The sequence below is a fragment of the Rahnella sp. JUb53 genome (genome assembly GCF_004346065.1).
Lineage (GTDB): Bacteria > Pseudomonadota > Gammaproteobacteria > Enterobacterales > Enterobacteriaceae > Rahnella > Rahnella variigena.
The window spans coordinates 119,406-135,881 of sequence record NZ_SLYT01000010.1 but is presented as its reverse complement, the minus strand read 5'-3'; the positions used below and the strand labels follow the sequence as shown (position 1 = coordinate 135,881).

The 16,476-nt window shown below is 51.7% G+C and carries 15 protein-coding genes; 8 read left to right on the top strand and 7 right to left on the bottom strand.

From position 1 onward, the window contains the following. Nucleotides 1-8: 8 nt before the first annotated feature. Nucleotides 9-554, top strand: a complete 546-nt coding sequence (locus EC840_RS20675; protein ID WP_113877962.1) for an acireductone dioxygenase — start codon at nucleotides 9-11, stop codon at nucleotides 552-554. Nucleotides 555-1,038: 484 nt separating this feature from the next. Here the strand turns inward: EC840_RS20675 and EC840_RS20670 are convergent, their stop codons facing one another. From EC840_RS20670 to mtnA, 4 genes are all read right to left on the bottom strand, one after another. Further along, nucleotides 1,039-1,698, bottom strand: a complete 660-nt coding sequence (locus tag EC840_RS20670; protein WP_112290561.1) for a DUF799 domain-containing protein — start codon at nucleotides 1,696-1,698, stop codon at nucleotides 1,039-1,041. Beyond that, nucleotides 1,695-2,072, bottom strand: a complete 378-nt coding sequence (locus tag EC840_RS20665) for a DUF4810 domain-containing protein (protein ID WP_112290559.1) — start codon at nucleotides 2,070-2,072, stop codon at nucleotides 1,695-1,697. The genes EC840_RS20670 and EC840_RS20665 overlap by 4 nt, the downstream gene beginning before the upstream one ends. An 18-nt stretch (nucleotides 2,073-2,090) precedes the next feature. Then, the gene (locus EC840_RS20660) at nucleotides 2,091-2,762 is read right to left on the bottom strand and encodes a CsgG/HfaB family protein (RefSeq protein WP_112290558.1); all 672 of its coding nucleotides are present in this window, start codon (nucleotides 2,760-2,762) and stop codon (nucleotides 2,091-2,093) included. A 307-nt stretch (nucleotides 2,763-3,069) separates the two neighbouring features. Then, nucleotides 3,070-4,098 (bottom strand): S-methyl-5-thioribose-1-phosphate isomerase, encoded by a 1,029-nt coding sequence (mtnA, locus tag EC840_RS20655; protein ID WP_129639174.1) that lies wholly within the window; start codon nucleotides 4,096-4,098, stop codon nucleotides 3,070-3,072. A 116-nt stretch (nucleotides 4,099-4,214) separates the two neighbouring features. On the opposite strand from mtnA, the gene mtnK reads away from it, so the two are divergent. From mtnK to EC840_RS20640, 3 genes are all read left to right on the top strand, one after another. Next, nucleotides 4,215-5,414, top strand: coding sequence for an S-methyl-5-thioribose kinase (gene mtnK, locus EC840_RS20650; protein ID WP_132966847.1), 1,200 nt, complete (start codon nucleotides 4,215-4,217; stop codon nucleotides 5,412-5,414). A 95-nt stretch (nucleotides 5,415-5,509) separates the two neighbouring features. Further along, nucleotides 5,510-5,980 (top strand): DUF1456 family protein, encoded by a 471-nt coding sequence (locus EC840_RS20645; RefSeq protein WP_095923134.1) that lies wholly within the window; start codon nucleotides 5,510-5,512, stop codon nucleotides 5,978-5,980. Between the two features lie 292 nt (nucleotides 5,981-6,272). Next, nucleotides 6,273-7,670 (top strand): carbohydrate porin, encoded by a 1,398-nt coding sequence (locus tag EC840_RS20640; RefSeq protein ID WP_132966845.1) that lies wholly within the window; start codon nucleotides 6,273-6,275, stop codon nucleotides 7,668-7,670. Nucleotides 7,671-7,871: 201 nt separating this feature from the next. Here the strand turns inward: EC840_RS20640 and fadE are convergent, their stop codons facing one another. Then, nucleotides 7,872-10,340 carry an acyl-CoA dehydrogenase FadE gene (gene fadE / locus EC840_RS20635; protein WP_132966843.1) on the bottom strand — a complete coding sequence of 823 codons (2,469 nt, stop codon included), beginning with the start codon at nucleotides 10,338-10,340 and terminating at the stop codon, nucleotides 7,872-7,874. Nucleotides 10,341-10,609: 269 nt separating this feature from the next. Between fadE and lpcA the strand changes: the two genes are divergently transcribed. Both lpcA and EC840_RS20625 read left to right on the top strand, forming a co-directional pair. Then, complete coding sequence (gene lpcA, locus EC840_RS20630; protein WP_132966841.1) at nucleotides 10,610-11,191, top strand: D-sedoheptulose 7-phosphate isomerase; 582 nt, start codon at nucleotides 10,610-10,612, stop codon at nucleotides 11,189-11,191. 26 nt (nucleotides 11,192-11,217) lie between these two features. Next, nucleotides 11,218-11,985, top strand: a complete 768-nt coding sequence (locus EC840_RS20625; RefSeq protein WP_132966839.1) for a class II glutamine amidotransferase — start codon at nucleotides 11,218-11,220, stop codon at nucleotides 11,983-11,985. Here the strand turns inward: EC840_RS20625 and dpaA are convergent. After that, nucleotides 11,956-12,681, bottom strand: a complete 726-nt coding sequence (gene dpaA, locus EC840_RS20620; protein WP_113877968.1) for a peptidoglycan meso-diaminopimelic acid protein amidase — start codon at nucleotides 12,679-12,681, stop codon at nucleotides 11,956-11,958. The genes EC840_RS20625 and dpaA overlap by 30 nt on opposite strands. Nucleotides 12,682-12,964: 283 nt before the next feature. On the opposite strand from dpaA, the gene dinB reads away from it, so the two are divergent. After that, nucleotides 12,965-14,059 (top strand): DNA polymerase IV, encoded by a 1,095-nt coding sequence (dinB, locus tag EC840_RS20615; RefSeq protein WP_129639170.1) that lies wholly within the window; start codon nucleotides 12,965-12,967, stop codon nucleotides 14,057-14,059. A 93-nt stretch (nucleotides 14,060-14,152) separates the two neighbouring features. On the opposite strand, the gene pepD is transcribed toward dinB, so the two are convergent. Beyond that, complete coding sequence (gene pepD / locus EC840_RS20610) at nucleotides 14,153-15,613, bottom strand: beta-Ala-His dipeptidase (protein ID WP_132966837.1); 1,461 nt, start codon at nucleotides 15,611-15,613, stop codon at nucleotides 14,153-14,155. 293 nt (nucleotides 15,614-15,906) lie between these two features. Between pepD and gpt the strand changes: the two genes are divergently transcribed. Continuing rightward, on the top strand, nucleotides 15,907-16,365 hold the full coding sequence (gene gpt / locus EC840_RS20605) for a xanthine phosphoribosyltransferase (RefSeq protein WP_013574288.1): 459 nt from the start codon (nucleotides 15,907-15,909) through the stop codon (nucleotides 16,363-16,365). Nucleotides 16,366-16,476 lie beyond the last annotated feature (111 nt).

Below are 16,476 nucleotides of genomic sequence, written 5' to 3'. Positions count from 1 at the left end.
GGTTGACCATGAGTGCATTGACGATTTTTAGTGACCAGGATCCTTCCGCACCGGTGTGGGAAAGCCGCGACGGCGATGCTATTGCCGCCGAACTGAGCAAAATTGATGTGCGTTTCGAACGCTGGCAGGCCGACCGCGATTTAGGCGCGAATCCTCAGCCGCAGGACGTGATTGCCGCTTATCAGCATGAAATCGACAAGCTGGTCGAAGAAAAAGGCTATCAAAGCTGGGACGTGATCAGCATGCGTCCGGACAACGAACAGCGCGACGTGCTGCGCACCAAATTCCTTTCCGAACATACGCATGGCGAAGATGAAGTGCGTTTTTTCGTTGAAGGCGCAGGGCTGTTTTGCCTGCACCTCAATGGTAAGATTTTCCAGATCCTGTGCGAGAAGAACGATCTGATTTCCGTACCGGCCAACACCCGCCACTGGTTTGACATGGGCGGATCCCCGTCGTTTACCGCGATCCGCGTGTTCGACAATCCGGAAGGCTGGGTGGCGCATTTCACCGGCGATAAGATTGCCGATGCGTACCCGAGGATGGGGGAGTAAGGTTTGCGTACTGCAGAAACAAAAAAACCACCAGAAGGTGGTTTTTTTGTGCTGGTCAGGTTAGCGGCCTTTCCAGCGGGCTTCGTTACTGATGTAACGCAAGCGCAACCCAGCCACAACATAGTCTGCTTTCTGAACAATTTTGTCAAGTTGGTCGACAACAAGTGTATGATTGTGGCGGCCCTTTACGCCGTCTTAGCAAACGGGCACCGGTTTCAGAAAAGGATGTCCAATGACCGTCAACGCAGGCGCAACCCAGCGCTTGTTTCACGGAGATATCACCGGTGGTGTTGACGTGAAGCGGTCTTTGCAAGGACCGCACAATGAAACGGTACATCTGTATCTTTCTCGTTGTCACCGGCGCGACGCTGACACAAGGGAAGGGGAGCTGGAGCATTTCCAACAACTCTCTTAATGTGATCATTAACGCACCGGGCAAGTAAGCCAGAAAGCCGTCCCGCAAGGGACGGCTTTCTTCAGGCCTTTAACGCATTACCTGCTTACCATAATTCGGTGAGCGTGGGCCGTACAGCAGGCCGTCGGTCTGAGATGCACTCAGCAGACGGTAGCTGGTGAGCCCGGCGATATCATGACCTTTGTCGGAAATCGTGCTGGAGATTTGCTTCACCGCAGCCTGAACCAGCATGCCGATGATCCCGCCGTTGTTGTTGTCATTTTCGCTGTCAGAGGCAGTGGCGTTACCTGTCCACAGCACTTTGCCATTGCGTAAATCCACCAGTTTGGCATTAGCGGTGACACGGGTTTCGCTGGAAACCACCATGTAGCTGCTGCCGTAGCTGGTGATATCAATGTAAAGCGCGGCATCCGCGCCGAAAATTTCACGCAGTTTGGCGGCGCTGACTGCACGGATATCTTCCGCACCGGTTATGCCGTTTTGCTTGAAAGTTTCCTCAACGACAGCCACCGGGAAGACATAGAAGCCGTCTTCTGCCAGCGGTGCCGTGACAGTTGAAAGCATGCTGTGGCTGGCGTTCACGTCCGGCGAATGGTTCACCGGCGGCAGGACCAGAATCGATCTCGGTTTGCTTTCTTTAAACGCGGTGTAATCGTAAGACGCTTTTTTCGCGCAGCCTGTCAGCAACAACGTCAGCACCATACCGGTCAGCAGGAATAAACGTTTCATTTAACACTCCCTTTATTTTTCAGCAGGAAATCCATGTAGGTTGCTGACTCAGGAAATAAACTTTTCTCAGTATTGAATTCCTGAAATGCCAGATCGGTATGACCGGTATTGGCATAAAGTAATCCCAGCTGGGCGTGCAGGCCTGGTGGAACGGCTTTACCGGTTGCACGGGATTTTTCAATCGACTCTTTTAATGACGCGATTTGTTCTTCCGGGCCGACTTTGTCACCCTGATAATACTGGTAAACGGTCTTCTGATAGTTATCCCAGTTATATAATGATGTGTCAGCCTGTTTTGCACAGCCCGCTAATAATAACGCTAGGGTAAAAAATCCACCTTTTAACACGGCGCGTTGGGTTTTACGTAATGTCATTTGATAATATCCGTATTATTAATTAGCCGGACGCCATGCGCCGCTTTCGATCCCATTCACCAGGTTATTCACCGCTTCACGGATTGCTAAATCCAGCACTTTGCCGTTTAAGGTAGAGTCATAACTGGCAGTACCGCCGAAACCAATAATTTCACGGTTGGACAGGGAATACTCGCCTGCGCCCTGTGAGGAATACACCACTTCAGAGGTCTGAACATTGACAACATTCAGGCTGACTTTAGCGTAAGCGATCTGTTGCTTACCGCGGCCGAGGATGCCCCACAACTGGTTGTCGCCGACTTCTTTACGACCAAACTCAGTCACATCACCGGTGATGACGTAATTAGCACCTTTCAGCGTTTGCGCCTGGCCTTTAATTCCGGCTTCTTCTTTAATTTCAGCCATATTGGTGCGGTCTAAAACATTAAAGCGGCCAGTTTGTTGCAGGTCAGTCACCAGAATAGTTTTAGACTGATTGCCCAGACGATCGACGCCGTCAGAGAAAATGCCACTCATATAGCTTGAGCGGTTATCGAATTTGCCGACAGAAATCGGACTGCGGGGGCCATTATATTGCGTGTTATAAGAAGCGACTTTCTGAACTTCAACCGTGCGGGATGATTCTGTTGCACACCCTGTTAATGTACCTGCCGCAATCATTGCCGACAAAATGAAAACTGATTTCCTCATGTTACTATTCCTTGTCAATTTAATTTTTATTAACGGGCAAGGGTTGCCCGTGCCAAATTAAAATAATTTGACTTAATGTTATTCCAATACGTATCAGGAGATATTTCACTTAACACGATGAATTATCTCAATAGCCATTTTTACTCTTTCGGGCGCGGAATACCGGCGCTGAGAGAGAGTAAAATTTAAAATTGGCTAATGATAATCCTAACAGATATTGCTTTTCGATTTCCTTACATTAATGGATTTTCTTTATCATTAGCTCAAAAAAACAGCGCCTGCAGGCGCTGCATTATTTACCAGAGGGTTAACGTAAGGCTCGCCTGAAGATCCCTTCGCGAACCTGATCCGGCGTCACCACGCCCACATCCAGCACCCATCCGCTGATCAGTTCTGCCGGGGTGACGTCAAACGCCGGGTTATAAACCTGTGCGTCCAGCGGTGCCCATTGCACGGACCCAAAACTGCCGGAAACACCGGTGACTTCGCTTGCGGCGCGCTGTTCGATGGGGATAGCGGCACCGTTCGGACAATGCGGATCGTGCGTGGTATGCGGTGCGGCGACGTAGAACGGAATGCCGTGATATTTCGCCAGAACCGCCAGGCTGTAAGTGCCGATTTTGTTGGCAACATCGCCATTCGCAGCAATGCGGTCAGCGCCGACCCAGATGGCATCGACGCGCTTTTGTGCCATCAGGCTGGCGGCCATCGAATCACAAATCAGCTGATAAGGAATGCCCAGCTCACCGAGCTCCCAGGCGGTGAGACGTCCGCCCTGTAACAGCGGACGGGTTTCGTCCACCCACACCTGTTCTACATTCCCCTGTTCATGGGCGCGGCGGATCACCCCGATCGCCGTGCCGACGCCTGCCGTTGCCAGCCCGCCGGTGTTGCAATGGGTCAGCAGGCGGCTGCCGGGTGTGACCAGCTTAGCGCCATGTGTGGCAATGCTGTCGCACAATGCCCGGTCCTCATCCACCAGACGCAACGCTTCTTCTGATAACGCCTTCACGTAATCAGGTTGTTGCAGCGCGACTTTCATCCGGTCGAGATTGTTCATCAGATTCACGGCGGTCGGGCGCGCAGCGCGCAGCGTGTCCAGCGCATGATGTAATTCATCCTGCGCCATTCCCTGTTCAGCCAGCAGCGCCAGCAGCAGGCTGGCGGACAAGCCAATCAGCGGCGCACCACGCACGCGCAGGGTGCGGATGTGATCCACCAGTTCGCTGACGTCGCGACATTCGCGCCAGTCAGACCGTTGCGGCAGGGCTTGCTGGTCGAGGATCCACAGCTGGTTTTCACGAATACGTAAACTGGTGGTTGTGAGGCTTTGCATTATTGGTTAAATCCTTGTTGCCCGGTTGCATCTGGTCACTTATTCTGCCAACATGCGTAACGGATGTATAGACGTCTAAACGCTTTAAAGGCTAAAAAAGAATTCGAGAGGTCAGGATGTCGCGCTACTACACATTTACCGCCAAAGATGCCGTTGAATATGCCCGTCAGTTTGGCGGCGTGGCAGATCCGCACTCCCTGGTCACTGCCGATGAAATCGGTGACGGAAACCTGAATCTGGTGTTTAAGATCCGCGATACTGCGGGTAAAAGCCGGGTGATCGTCAAACAGGCGCTGCCGTATGTGCGTTGTGTGGGTGAATCCTGGCCGCTGACTTTAGATCGTGCGCGCATTGAAGCTGAAACCCTGATCATTCACGGTCAGTATTGCCCGCAGCACACGGTCAGCGTTTTACATCACGACGCAGAACTGGCGGTGATGGTGCAGGAAGATTTGTCGGATCATCACATCTGGCGTAGCGAGCTGGTGCAGGGGAAATACTACCCGCAGGCTTCTGCCCAGCTGGGAGAATATCTGGCGCAGACGTTGTTCCATACCTCGGATTTCTTCCAGAACGCGCAGACCAAAAAAGCCGAAGTTTCCCGTTTTACCAACCCTGAACTGTGTCAGATCACCGAAGATCTGTTCTTTACCGATCCGTATGTCGATCACGAACGCAATAATTTTGATGCCGTATTGCAGCCGGAAGTGGATGCGCTGCGTGCGGATAAACCGCTGCGACTGGCGGTGGCTGCGCTGAAACACCGTTTCCTGAGTAAAGCGGAAGCGTTGCTGCACGGCGATATTCACAGCGGGTCGATTTTCGTCGCCGAAGGTAAACTGAAAGCCATCGACGCGGAATTCGGTTATTACGGTCCGCTGGGATTTGATCCGGGTTCGGCAATGGGAAATCTGCTGCTGAACTACTGCGGTCTGCCGGGACTGGTCGGGGTGCGTGAAGCGGCAGATGGCCGTGAGCAGCGCCTGAAAGATGTGCGTGAACTGTGGCTGAGCTTCTCGGAACGTTTCCTGCAACTGGCGCGGGATAAATCACAAGATCCGACGCTGGCGGAGCCGGGCTATGCGGAAGTTTTCCTGCAGGAAGTCTGGCACGATGCCGTAGGTTATTGCGGCGCGGAGTTGATCCGCCGCACCATCGGGCTGGCGCACGTCGCCGATATTGATAGCATTAAAGATGCGGCGATGCGCGCCGATTGCCAGCGCCACGCGCTGAGCCTCGGACAAAAACTCATTATCACTGCACAACAAATCGGCGATGTGGAGTCACTTATTGCGCGGATCCGTCAGTTCAGCTAATCCTGTAAGATTCTTGTATAATGCCCGCCTTCGAGGTGCGTAGGGGTAAACCCGGTGGCATTTCCTCGGTTTACTTTTAACAGGAATACAGAATTATGATGCATAACCATGTCTTGCGCAGCGTGCGCTACATGCTGGATTTGAGCGAAGGTCAGTTGATTGAGATCCTTAAAACGACCGGTACGCCTGTCAGCCCTGAAGTGATGTCACGTTACCTGAAAAAAGAAGACGAAGAAGGCTACATGGAAGTGCCAGACGAAGTGATGGCAAACTTCCTTAATGGCCTGATCACCTTCAAACGCGGTAAAGACGATCGCTTCCCGGCACCGGAAGTAGAAAAGCGTCTGACCAACAACATCATGCTGAAAAAATTGCGTGTGGCGTTTGAGCTGAAAACCGAAGACATGATTTCCGTGCTGACTGCGGCAGATTTCAAAGTCTCCGAAGGCGAACTGAGTGCGTTCTTCCGCAAGGAAGGCCATAAAAACTACCGTCCTTGCGGCGATCAGGTAATGCGTTATTTCCTGAAAGGGCTGACGGCGAAAGTGCGTCCTAAGAAGGGCTGAATATAAAGTATTCATGAAATAAATATTTTCACAGAGAATACTTCATTAGTGAATAATAAGCGGGAGCCTCAAAAAAGGCTCCCGTTTTACGTTTATTGATTCTGTAATTGCGGAATTTAGTTATTTCCTTTCTCACTTCACGTTTTTCCAGTTTATTTTTGACAGGATATTAATCCGGAAACTATCTTCATCCCTCGCCGTAATACCTCTGGGCACTATTTCAAAAAAAATAAAACACCGCTGTTAATTGAAGGGCAGCGGTTAAATTTTATAGTGAAAAGGATATCTTTTTATGACAAAAATTAAAGCGCTGGCCTTGTTCGTCGGATTTGCCGTTTCGGGTTCTTCTGTGGCTGCGGCGTCTCAAAGCAGTCTGGAAGCACGCATGGCGCAGCTCGAACAGCGTCTGCAGCAGGCAGAAACGCGAGCAGAAACGGCAGAAAAGCAAATTGAGCAGCTCAAACATCAGGACATCAAACGCGAACAGGAAATTGCTATCGTCAAAGAAGCTAATCCTGTTGAAGTTAAAAAAGATGGAATATCGCAAGACAAATTATTAACACTTAATGGATTCGATAATTTAAAACTGTATGGCGATGTGGAGTTTAATATCGACGGCGCAAGTCGTACAGGGCAATTAACCTCTGTGCGAACCAGTGACAATAAAAACTGGAAGCCGGGAAATAATGAACGCTGGGATGTTAACGGGCGGTTATTAATCGGGCTGGATGGTTATCGCCGTAATGATAATGGCCAGTTCTCCGGTTTCTCTGTACAGCCAACGGCTGACCTGAATGGCTCGATGAATCTTGATGATGCCGCCTTCTTCTTCGGTGAGGAAAAAGACTGGATGGCAAAAATCGGTCGTTTCGAAGCCTACGATATGTTCCCGCTTAATCAGGATACCTTCATCGAATACTCCGGGAATACCGCCAACGACTTGTACGCCGATGGTTATGGCTATGTCTATATGATGAAAGAAGGGCGCGGGCGTAGTGACAGCGGCGGCAACATCATGCTGAATAAAAATATCGGCAACTGGTATTTCGAGCTGAATACCTTGCTGGAAAACGGTTCAGCCTTGTTTGCCGATCAAAACTATCATGGCAACGAACTTGAGAATGACAAAAACGTTGCCTATCTGCGCCCGATCATTGCCTGGAAAGGGGATGCCTTGTCAGTCGCGGCGGCAATGGAAACCAACGTGGTGAACAACGCGTATGGTTACACCAACGATAAAAACGAATTCGTCGATCAGTCCAAACGTAATGGTTATGGCCTGACAATGACCTGGGACGGCCAGAAAGCTGACCCGGAAAATGGCGTGATAGCAAACCTGAGCACGGCGTATATGGATGCGTCAGATGAGAAGGACTTCACCGTCGGTGCCAATGCGTTGTGGAAAAACTTCGAACTGGGTTACATCTACGCGCACAACAAAATTGAAGACTTTAATATCGAGGGTGTCCGCGCATCTGATTACGACGATGACTGGTTCGATGAGCCGGGCAACTACGACATCCATACCGTTCACGCCAGCTACCTGATCCCGAACGTCATGAACATGGAAAACTTCAACGTTTATCTGGGCGCGTACATCTCCATGCTGGAAGCGGATAAAACTTACAGCAGCGATGATGACAGTGACCAGAGGTATGGGGCGCGTGTCCGCTTTAAATACTACTTCTAAATTACCCGTCATAATTCTGGCTGCAGATGCGTTGGCTTCGCGCACTTACCCCAGTCACATAGTTATCTATGTTCCTGGGGATGCGTTTACTTGCCGCCTTCCTGCAACCTGAATTCTTTAGGGTAATACGTGTGTATCTTCACAAATAATAAAAGCCTGAGTGCGTAAACACTCAGGCTTTTCTATGGATTAAACGTTAAATCAGGCAGCTTCGGTGTGGCGGGGTTTCGCCTCAGCCTTTTTTACGCTGTCTTTCTCCGCTTCTGGTTTTTGCGCAGCCAGGGCGTCCGGCTCAAACTCATCGACATTGATTGAACGCAGACGGCTTTCTTCCGCACGACTCAGGATACGCGCATCGTCGGCGCTCAGATGACCAGCATCCAGACCTTTTTGCGCCAGAATATCCAGACGGGTGAACGGCAGCTTTTTACCCATCGCGTCGCACAGACGTTTGTGAACCGGCTCAGCGGCCAGAATATCCTGCAACGCTTCTTCCAGCAGACCGACCGGATTGTGCTCGCTTGGCGTCAGATACTGACCACGACCGATGCGGCTGCGGGTCGCAGACGGCAGCTGGAGAATGCGCGCCAGTTCGTGATCCAGACGGTCAGACGGTGCGGCATGTGAAAGACCCAGCGGGAAAATCACCAGACGCATCACACCCGCCACGAAACGGTTCGGGAAGTTACGCAGTAAATCGTCGATAGCCACTTCAGCCTGATGCAGACAATCCTGCACGCCCCAGTGAACCAGCGGTAAATCCGCTTCGTTACAACCTTCTTCGTCATAACGTTTCAGCGTCGCCGTCGCCAGATACATCTGGCTGAGGATATCGCCGAGACGGGCGGAAATACGTTCGCGACGTTTCAGACTGCCACCGAGCACGCCCATCGAAATATCAGACAGCAGTGCCAGGTTGGCGCTCAGACGGTTAATGTGCTGATAGTAACGCGCCGTTTCATCGTTAACCGGTGTATCGCTGGTGCGACCGCCGGTCAGACCGAGCCAGAAGCTGCGCATATTGTTACTGCCGACATGGCCGATATGTCCGAAGAGTGCACGGTCGAAATCAACCAGATCGTTTTTCTCAGCCGCCGCCATTTCACGCAGAACATAAGGATGGCAGCGGATCGCGCCCTGACCGAAGATGATCATGCTGCGGGTCAGAATGTTGGCACCTTCCACGGTAATCGCAATTGGCGCGCCCTGATAAGAACGGGCCACAAAGTTGCTGGTGCCGAGCATAATGCCTTTACCGCCGGTGATATCCATCGCATCCATCACGGCGCGCTGGCCGCGGTGAGTACAGTGGTATTTCACGATAGCCGACAGCACCGCCGGTTTTTCGCCGAGCATAATGCCGTTGGTAATCAGGGTTGCAGCGGCGTCCATCACATAAGCGTTACCGGCAATGCGTGCCAGCGGTTCTTCGATGCCTTCCATTTTGCCGATAGGCAGTTTGAACTGACGGCGGATATAGGCATATGCGCCAGTCGCCAGCGCCAGAGATTTCAGGCTACCCGTGGAGTTAGACGGCAGGGTAATACCACGACCCACAGACAGACATTCCACCAGCATACGCCAGCCCTGACCGGCCATTTTCGGGCCGCCAATGATGTAGTCGATCGGCACGAAAATATCGTGGCCGCGCGTCGGACCGTTCTGGAACGGCACGTTCAGCGGGAAGTGACGATGGCCAATTTCGACACCGGCGGTGTCGGTTGGGATCAGCGCACAGGTAATGCCCAGTTCGGTTTCGCTGCCGAGCAGATGATCGGGATCTCTCAGTTTAAACGCCAGACCCAGCACGGTGGCGATAGGGGCCAGCGTGATGTAGCGTTTGTTCCACGTCAGACGCATACCGAGGACTTCTTTCCCCTGCCACTGGCCTTTACAGACGATACCGAAATCCGGAATAGCACCGGCATCAGAACCCGCTTCCGGGCTGGTCAGGGCGAAACAAGGGATTTCAAGACCTTCGGCCAGACGCGGCAGATAGTGATCTTTCTGCTCCTGTGTGCCGTAATGTTGCAACAATTCACCCGGGCCGAGGGAGTTCGGCACACCGACGGTGATCGCCAGAATACCGGATACACCGGCCAGTTTTTGCAACACACGTGCCTGAGCGTAAGCGGAGAATTCCAGGCCGCCGTATTCTTTCTTAATGATCATCGCGAAGAAGCGATGTTCTTTCAGATACGCCCACAGTTCCGGCGGCAAATCTGCCAGTTCATGGGTTATCTGGAAATCATTCGCCATGCGACAGGCTTCTTCAACCGGCCCGTCAATAAAGCGCTGCTCTTCTTCGGTCAGTTGCTGTTCAGGGTAATCCTGCAATTTTTTCCAGTCAGGCTTACCGCCAAACAGATCGCCTTCCCACCAGGTCGTCCCGGCTTCAATGGCTTCTTTTTCCGTGCGTGACATGGCCGGCATCACTTTACGGAAGGTACGCAGGGCAGGGGCTGAGAACAATGAACGACGCAGGGCAGGAATATTGAACGGCAGCAAAATGATCGCCAGCGGCACCAGAAGCCATAACGTCCACAAATTAATGGCACCCATGGCAGCGGTAAACGCCAGTAAAATCAGGCTGCTAAGGGCAAGATTGACCTTGTGGTAGAACAACACACCAAGGATCACGACAAATGCAACAATGCTAAGAACCATCATAGTAAAGCTCCTGAGTAGTAGGAGGTCTGACCTGTTGTAGGGATACAATGGTTTTAGTTCATGCTCATTTCTTTATCAATGTGTTTACATACTAATTACAACACAGCTCACAAACCGGCCGCACGAAGCGTCAAAAATAGAAACTATCGGAATCATTACCGCTTCATTGCTTCTCGCTGTTTCGGCTTTCCGTTAAACTGCACAGCGGAACGTTTTATTGCTATCGGCCGTGCGTAAACCGGCTGCAAATGGACATAAAAGAGGCTGCTATGTACCAGGATATTATCCGTACTGAACTGAACGAAGCTGCTGAGACGCTGAATAAATTCATCAGCGATCCGGCAAATATTGAGTCTATTCAACGTGCAGCAGTGCTGCTGGCAGATTCATTCAAAGCGGGTGGGAAAGTGATTTCCTGCGGCAACGGCGGTTCACATTGTGACGCCATGCATTTCGCGGAAGAGCTGACAGGCCGTTATCGTGAAAACCGTCCGGGCTATCCGGCGATTGCCATTTCTGATGTCAGCCACATCTCCTGCGTCGGCAACGATTTCGGTTACGAATACATTTTCTCCCGTTATCTGGAAGCCGTTGGCCAGAAAGGTGACGTTCTGCTGGGGATCTCCACTTCCGGCAATTCTGGTAACGTGATCAAAGCTATCGAAGCTGCCCGCGCTAAAGGCATGAAAGTCATTACCCTGACCGGTAAAGATGGCGGCAAAATGGACGGCTCAGCCGACGTGGAAATCCGCGTTCCGCACTTTGGTTTCGCTGACCGCGTGCAGGAAATCCACATTAAAGTGATTCATATCCTGATTCTCTTAATCGAAAAAGAGATGGTCAAGGCATAAGATTTTTGCCGTAAAGGAGGCAGGTGATGTGCGAATTGCTCGGGATGAGCGCTAACGTCCCTACTGATATTTGTTTCAGTTTCAGTGGATTAGTGCAGCGCGGTGGCGGGACTGGTCCGCATAAAGACGGCTGGGGCATTACCTTTTATGAAAGCAATGGCTGTCGTACTTTTAAAGATCCGACGCCAAGTTTTAATTCGCCCATTGCCCGCCTTGTTCAGGAATACCCGATCAAATCCTGCGCGGTGATTTCTCATATTCGTCAGGCAAACCGTGGCGAAGTGGCGCTGGAAAATACCCATCCGTTCACCCGCGAACTGTGGGGACGCAACTGGACTTACGCGCACAACGGCCAGCTTCGCGGTTACCGCCAGCTGGATACCGGCACGCTGCGCCCTGTCGGTCAGACAGACAGTGAGTACGCTTTTTGCTGGTTGCTGCATAAACTCACCCAACGTTATCCGCGCCGCCCTGCAAGCTGGCCGCCGGTGTTTCGCTATATCGCGTCGCTGGCTGATGAGTTACGGCAGAAAGGGGTGTTTAACATGTTGCTGTCGGACGGCAATTTCGTGATGGCATACTGCTCGACGAATTTGCACTGGATCACGCGGCGGGCGCCTTTCGGAAAGGCAACGTTGTTGGATCAGGATGTGGAAATTGATTTTCAGCAGCAGACGACACCGAATGATGTCGTCACCGTGATTGCCACGCAACCGCTGACCGCAAACGAAACCTGGAACAAGATTGCCCCAGGTGAGTTCGCGTTATTTCATCGGGGCGAACGCCAGCTGTGAGGACAGCGGGGTGTTAGACAACGGCTGCAGCACTTCATATTTACCGTCAGTAACCACAACATTCGGTGGCTGATGGTGTTTCTCAAAGTACGCATATCCCGGCTGCAACTGGCTCCAGAAGCTGTAGTAGCTTGAGTTTTTGTGTGCTTTCATGTTGGCATCGGTCATTTTGAACGGATAAATGCTGATCTGCAGATTACGTTGCCCGAACTGGAATGCCGCCTGCACATAGGTAAAGATTTCGTCCATGTAGCCGTCGGTCATGGCGTAGCAACCGATAGACTTACAGTTTCCGTGGATCATCAGATACTTACCCGAATAGCCCTGCGAGATGTCGTAAGCATTGGGGAAACCGATGTTGATGGCGCGATAAAAGCGGCTGTCGGGTTTCAGGTGGTGAATATCCACGTTGTAGAAACCTTCCGGGCTTTTGAAATCACCTTCGCGACGTTTATTTCCCAAACCGCCGGAAAAATCGCAGATGCCGTAACTGCCGATCAGACGAAATTCGCCGTCGAGCTGGGCAAACAATTCGAGTTTACGTTCTTGTTTGAAGATCTGGATATAAACCGGAGCGCCTAACAATTGCTTTTTAAGCGTCGCGTTGACCGGGACAGCATCGCTGGCCACGGCGTAATTTGCTGTAAATAAAGGCAAACTGAGGAGCATCGCAAGAAACAGCGCGATTCTGATCATTCTAAATCCTGCTTGGTAATAATGTCGATTATTTTGTCTACAGCGGAACTGCCTGTAAGACCGCCACTGATTTTCTTCTTATGTACTGCCTGTCTGAAACGATGCCATATTAATACTGATTAATTTTTTAGCAATCACCAAATAATGAATAATGAATTTCCCAATCGGAAATTTATTACCTTGCCATGAATGGTGATTAATTAAGCGAAATTAACCAACATTTTCTGTGTTGGAAATCTCCACACTCAACTGTATACTTATACAGTCATTGGGGGGGAGGGCTATGCGTAAAATCATTCATGTGGATATGGACTGCTTTTTCGCGGCCGTCGAGATGCGCGACGATCCTTCCCTGCGCGATATTCCAATCGCTATCGGCGGCAGTCGTGACCGCCGTGGCGTCATCAGTACCGCCAATTATCCTGCCCGCAAATTTGGTGTACACAGCGCAATGCCTACCGGCATGGCCCTGAAACTGTGCCCGCATCTGAAAGTCATTCCCGGCAGAATGGACGCCTATAAAGAAGCGTCAAACCACATTCGTGAAATCTTCGCGCGTTATACGCCATTGATTGAACCGTTGTCACTCGATGAAGCTTATCTGGATGTTTCCGACGCCACCCAATGCAATGGTTCCGCCACGCTTATCGCCGCTGAAATTCGTCAGGCCATTTTCGATGAAATCAATCTGACGGCTTCTGCGGGCATTGCGCCGATAAAATTTCTGGCAAAAATCGCCTCAGACCTGAATAAACCCAACGGCCAGTTTGTGATTACGCCCGATAAAGTGGACGCGTTTTTACAAGATTTGCCGCTGAGTAAAATCCCCGGCGTCGGCAAAGTCACCGCCCAGCGGTTGCAGGAGCAGGGGTTGATCACCTGCGGTGATGTACAGCGTTACGATTTGGCGAAACTGCTCAAACGCTTTGGCAAGTTTGGACGCGTGTTGTGGGAACGCTGTCAGGGGATTGATGAGCGCGAGATTTCCCCCGAGCGGTTGCGTAAATCCGTCGGTGTGGAACGTACGCTGGCCGAAGATATTCACAGCTGGGAAGAGTGCGTGGCGCTGATCGAACGTTTGTATCCCGAACTGCAAACGCGCTTAAGCCGCGTCAGCCCGGATCTGCGCATTGCGAGACAGGGTGTAAAACTCAAATTTCATGATTTCCAGCAGACCACGCAGGAGCACGTGTGGCCGGTGCTGAATAAAGAAGATTTACTGAAAGTCGCGCGTGATGCCTGGGAACAGCGGCGTGGCGGAAGAGGGGTCAGGCTGGTGGGGTTACATGTGACGTTGCAAGATCCCCAAATCGAGCGGCAGCTATTGTTAGATTTAAACTCCTCCCCCTGCGAAGGGGGAGGCTGGGAGGGGGTTTAGCGGGCAAAATCAATGCCTGAGAAAACTTCAATCAACTAATTTTGCTTTAATACCCCACCCCAACCCTCCCCTTCGCAGGGGAGGGAGCAAAAATTAACCGCGTTCAGGGATCGCTTTCAGCAGGGCCGTCAGCAGTTTCCAGTACAGCTCGACGCTGGCAATTTCAACCTGCTCATCCGGCGAGTGCGGGCCGGTGATGGTTGGCCCGATGGAAACCATGTCCATGTCCGGATACGGTTTTTTGAACAGACCGCATTCCAGACCGGCGTGGATCACCATGATGTTCGGGGTTTTATTGAACAGCGTCTGGTAAGTTTCACGCACCAGCGTCATCACCGGTGAACTTGGCTCAGGTTTCCAGCCAGGGTAGCTGCCTTTTGCCAGACTTTTCGCGCCAGCCAGTTCACTCAGTGAGTTGAGCATGCTGACCACATATTCTTTGCCGCTGTCGATAAGAGAACGGATCAGGCTGTTGATCGCTACTTCGTCATCTTTCATGGTGACAACACCGACGTTCAGCGAGGTTTCTACCACGCCTTTCACGTCATCACTCATGCGGATCACGCCGTTTGGCGTCGCGTTCAGCAGGGCAAGGAATTTACCCTGAGTTTCTGCGGTCAGCGCTTTCGCGTTGCTTTCAGCCGCTTCTGCCACCAGAGCAATTTTCTTCTCTACCGCTGACAGTTCGAACTGAATGGTCGCCAGGAATTCCTGTGCTGCCGCTTTCAGTGCGTCTGCTTTATCCGCAGCAACGGCCAGAGTTGCAATCGCTTCACGCGGGATGGCGTTACGCAGTGTGCCGCCGGTGAAATCCAGCAAACGCAGGCCCAGTGTATCGGCGTTGTCTGCCAGGAAACGCGCCAGCAGTTTGCTTGCGTTACCCAGTCCTAAATGGATATCAGCGCCGGAGTGGCCGCCTTTCAGTCCCTTCAGGGTCAGCTTCAGCGTGGTGAAACCGGCCGGAACTGCTTCACGGCTCAGTGGCAGTGTGGCGGTAAAATCAATGCCGCCGGCGCAACCCATGTAGATTTCGCCTTCGGTTTCGGAATCGGTGTTGATCAGGATTTCAGACTGTAACCAGTCTGGTTGCAGGCCGAATGCGCCTGCCATGCCGGTTTCTTCGGTCATGGTCAGCAGCACTTCCAGCGGACCGTGCTCTACGCTGTCATCAGCCAGAACCGCCAGCGCGGACGCCATGCCGATGCCATTGTCAGAACCCAGCGTGGTGCCGCGGGCTTTTACCCAACCGTCTTCGATGAACGGCTGGATCGGATCTTTAGTGAAATCATGAACGGTATCGTTGTTTTTCTGCGGCACCATATCGAGGTGCGCCTGCAGGGCAACGGCTTTGCGGTTTTCCATGCCTTTCGTGGCCGGTTTACGCAGCAAAATGTTGCCGACTTCATCACGCTCAGCGTGGATACCCTTTTCCTGTGCCCATTCAACGATGTGTTTTGCCAGTTCTTCTTCATGATAAGAAGGGTGCGGAATTGAACAGATTTTGGCAAAAATATCCCACAACGGTTGTGGCGAAAGCTGAGACAGTTCAGACACTATAAGTCTCCTGTAACAGTCAGCTCATTCAGGCTCCGTTTGCAGGGGAACTGATTGAGATGCTGTAGGTTTAAGGTTAAGTAATCCCCGCCAGACTGTGTGGCGAGTGGCCTGACAGAATATCACTTAATCTTAACCTGTGCGCGGGGACGGGGAGAAATTCCGGGTTTTTTGGGGCGCTTTGACCAGATAATCGCTGGTTTTTGTGAGACGGACTCACTATAATCTCGCGCAACCTTTTTTCCCCCCATTATTTATTTAGAAGCCGTTAATTCACTGGCTGGGACACCTTTATGAGCGAAAAATACGTTGTAACCTGGGACATGCTGCAAATCCACGCCCGCACCATGGCTAAACGCCTGCTGCCGGCAGAACAATGGAAAGGCATTATTGCCGTCAGCCGTGGCGGTCTGGTCCCTGCAGCGTTGCTGGCTCGCGAGCTGTGCATCCGCCATGTCGATACCGTGTGTATCTCCAGCTATGACCATGATAATCAGCGCGAAATGCAAGTGCTGAAACGCGCAGAAGGCGACGGTGAAGGCTTCATCGTGATCGACGATCTGGTTGATACCGGCGGCACCGCGAAAGCGATCCGCGAAATGTACCCGAAAGCACATTTCATCACCATCTTCGCGAAACCTGCTGGCGCACCGCTGGTCGATGATTACGTCATCGACATTCCGCAGAACACCTGGATCGAACAGCCGTGGGATATGGGGGTCGTATTCGTCCCCCCTCTGGTAGGAAAATAATCCTCCACTGTTAATATTCCTCTAATTTAACGCCTGGCTTATTGCCGGGCGTTTTGCTTTTGTTGACTTGAAATCCTTTCCGCTTGACCTCACCCCTCACTTGTCGCAACG

Coding starts and splice junctions, on each gene's coding strand:
- EC840_RS20675 (WP_113877962.1), top strand. CDS start 9: ATGAGTGCATTGACGATTTTTAGTGACCAGGATCCTTCCGCACCGGTG.
- EC840_RS20670 (WP_112290561.1), bottom strand. CDS start 1,698: ATGAAACGTTTATTCCTGCTGACCGGTATGGTGCTGACGTTGTTGCTG.
- EC840_RS20665 (WP_112290559.1), bottom strand. CDS start 2,072: ATGACATTACGTAAAACCCAACGCGCCGTGTTAAAAGGTGGATTTTTT.
- EC840_RS20660 (WP_112290558.1), bottom strand. CDS start 2,762: ATGAGGAAATCAGTTTTCATTTTGTCGGCAATGATTGCGGCAGGTACA.
- mtnA (WP_129639174.1), bottom strand. CDS start 4,098: ATGCAAAGCCTCACAACCACCAGTTTACGTATTCGTGAAAACCAGCTG.
- mtnK (WP_132966847.1), top strand. CDS start 4,215: ATGTCGCGCTACTACACATTTACCGCCAAAGATGCCGTTGAATATGCC.
- EC840_RS20645 (WP_095923134.1), top strand. CDS start 5,510: ATGATGCATAACCATGTCTTGCGCAGCGTGCGCTACATGCTGGATTTG.
- EC840_RS20640 (WP_132966845.1), top strand. CDS start 6,273: ATGACAAAAATTAAAGCGCTGGCCTTGTTCGTCGGATTTGCCGTTTCG.
- fadE (WP_132966843.1), bottom strand. CDS start 10,340: ATGATGGTTCTTAGCATTGTTGCATTTGTCGTGATCCTTGGTGTGTTG.
- lpcA (WP_132966841.1), top strand. CDS start 10,610: ATGTACCAGGATATTATCCGTACTGAACTGAACGAAGCTGCTGAGACG.
- EC840_RS20625 (WP_132966839.1), top strand. CDS start 11,218: ATGTGCGAATTGCTCGGGATGAGCGCTAACGTCCCTACTGATATTTGT.
- dpaA (WP_113877968.1), bottom strand. CDS start 12,681: ATGATCAGAATCGCGCTGTTTCTTGCGATGCTCCTCAGTTTGCCTTTA.
- dinB (WP_129639170.1), top strand. CDS start 12,965: ATGCGTAAAATCATTCATGTGGATATGGACTGCTTTTTCGCGGCCGTC.
- gpt (WP_013574288.1), top strand. CDS start 15,907: ATGAGCGAAAAATACGTTGTAACCTGGGACATGCTGCAAATCCACGCC.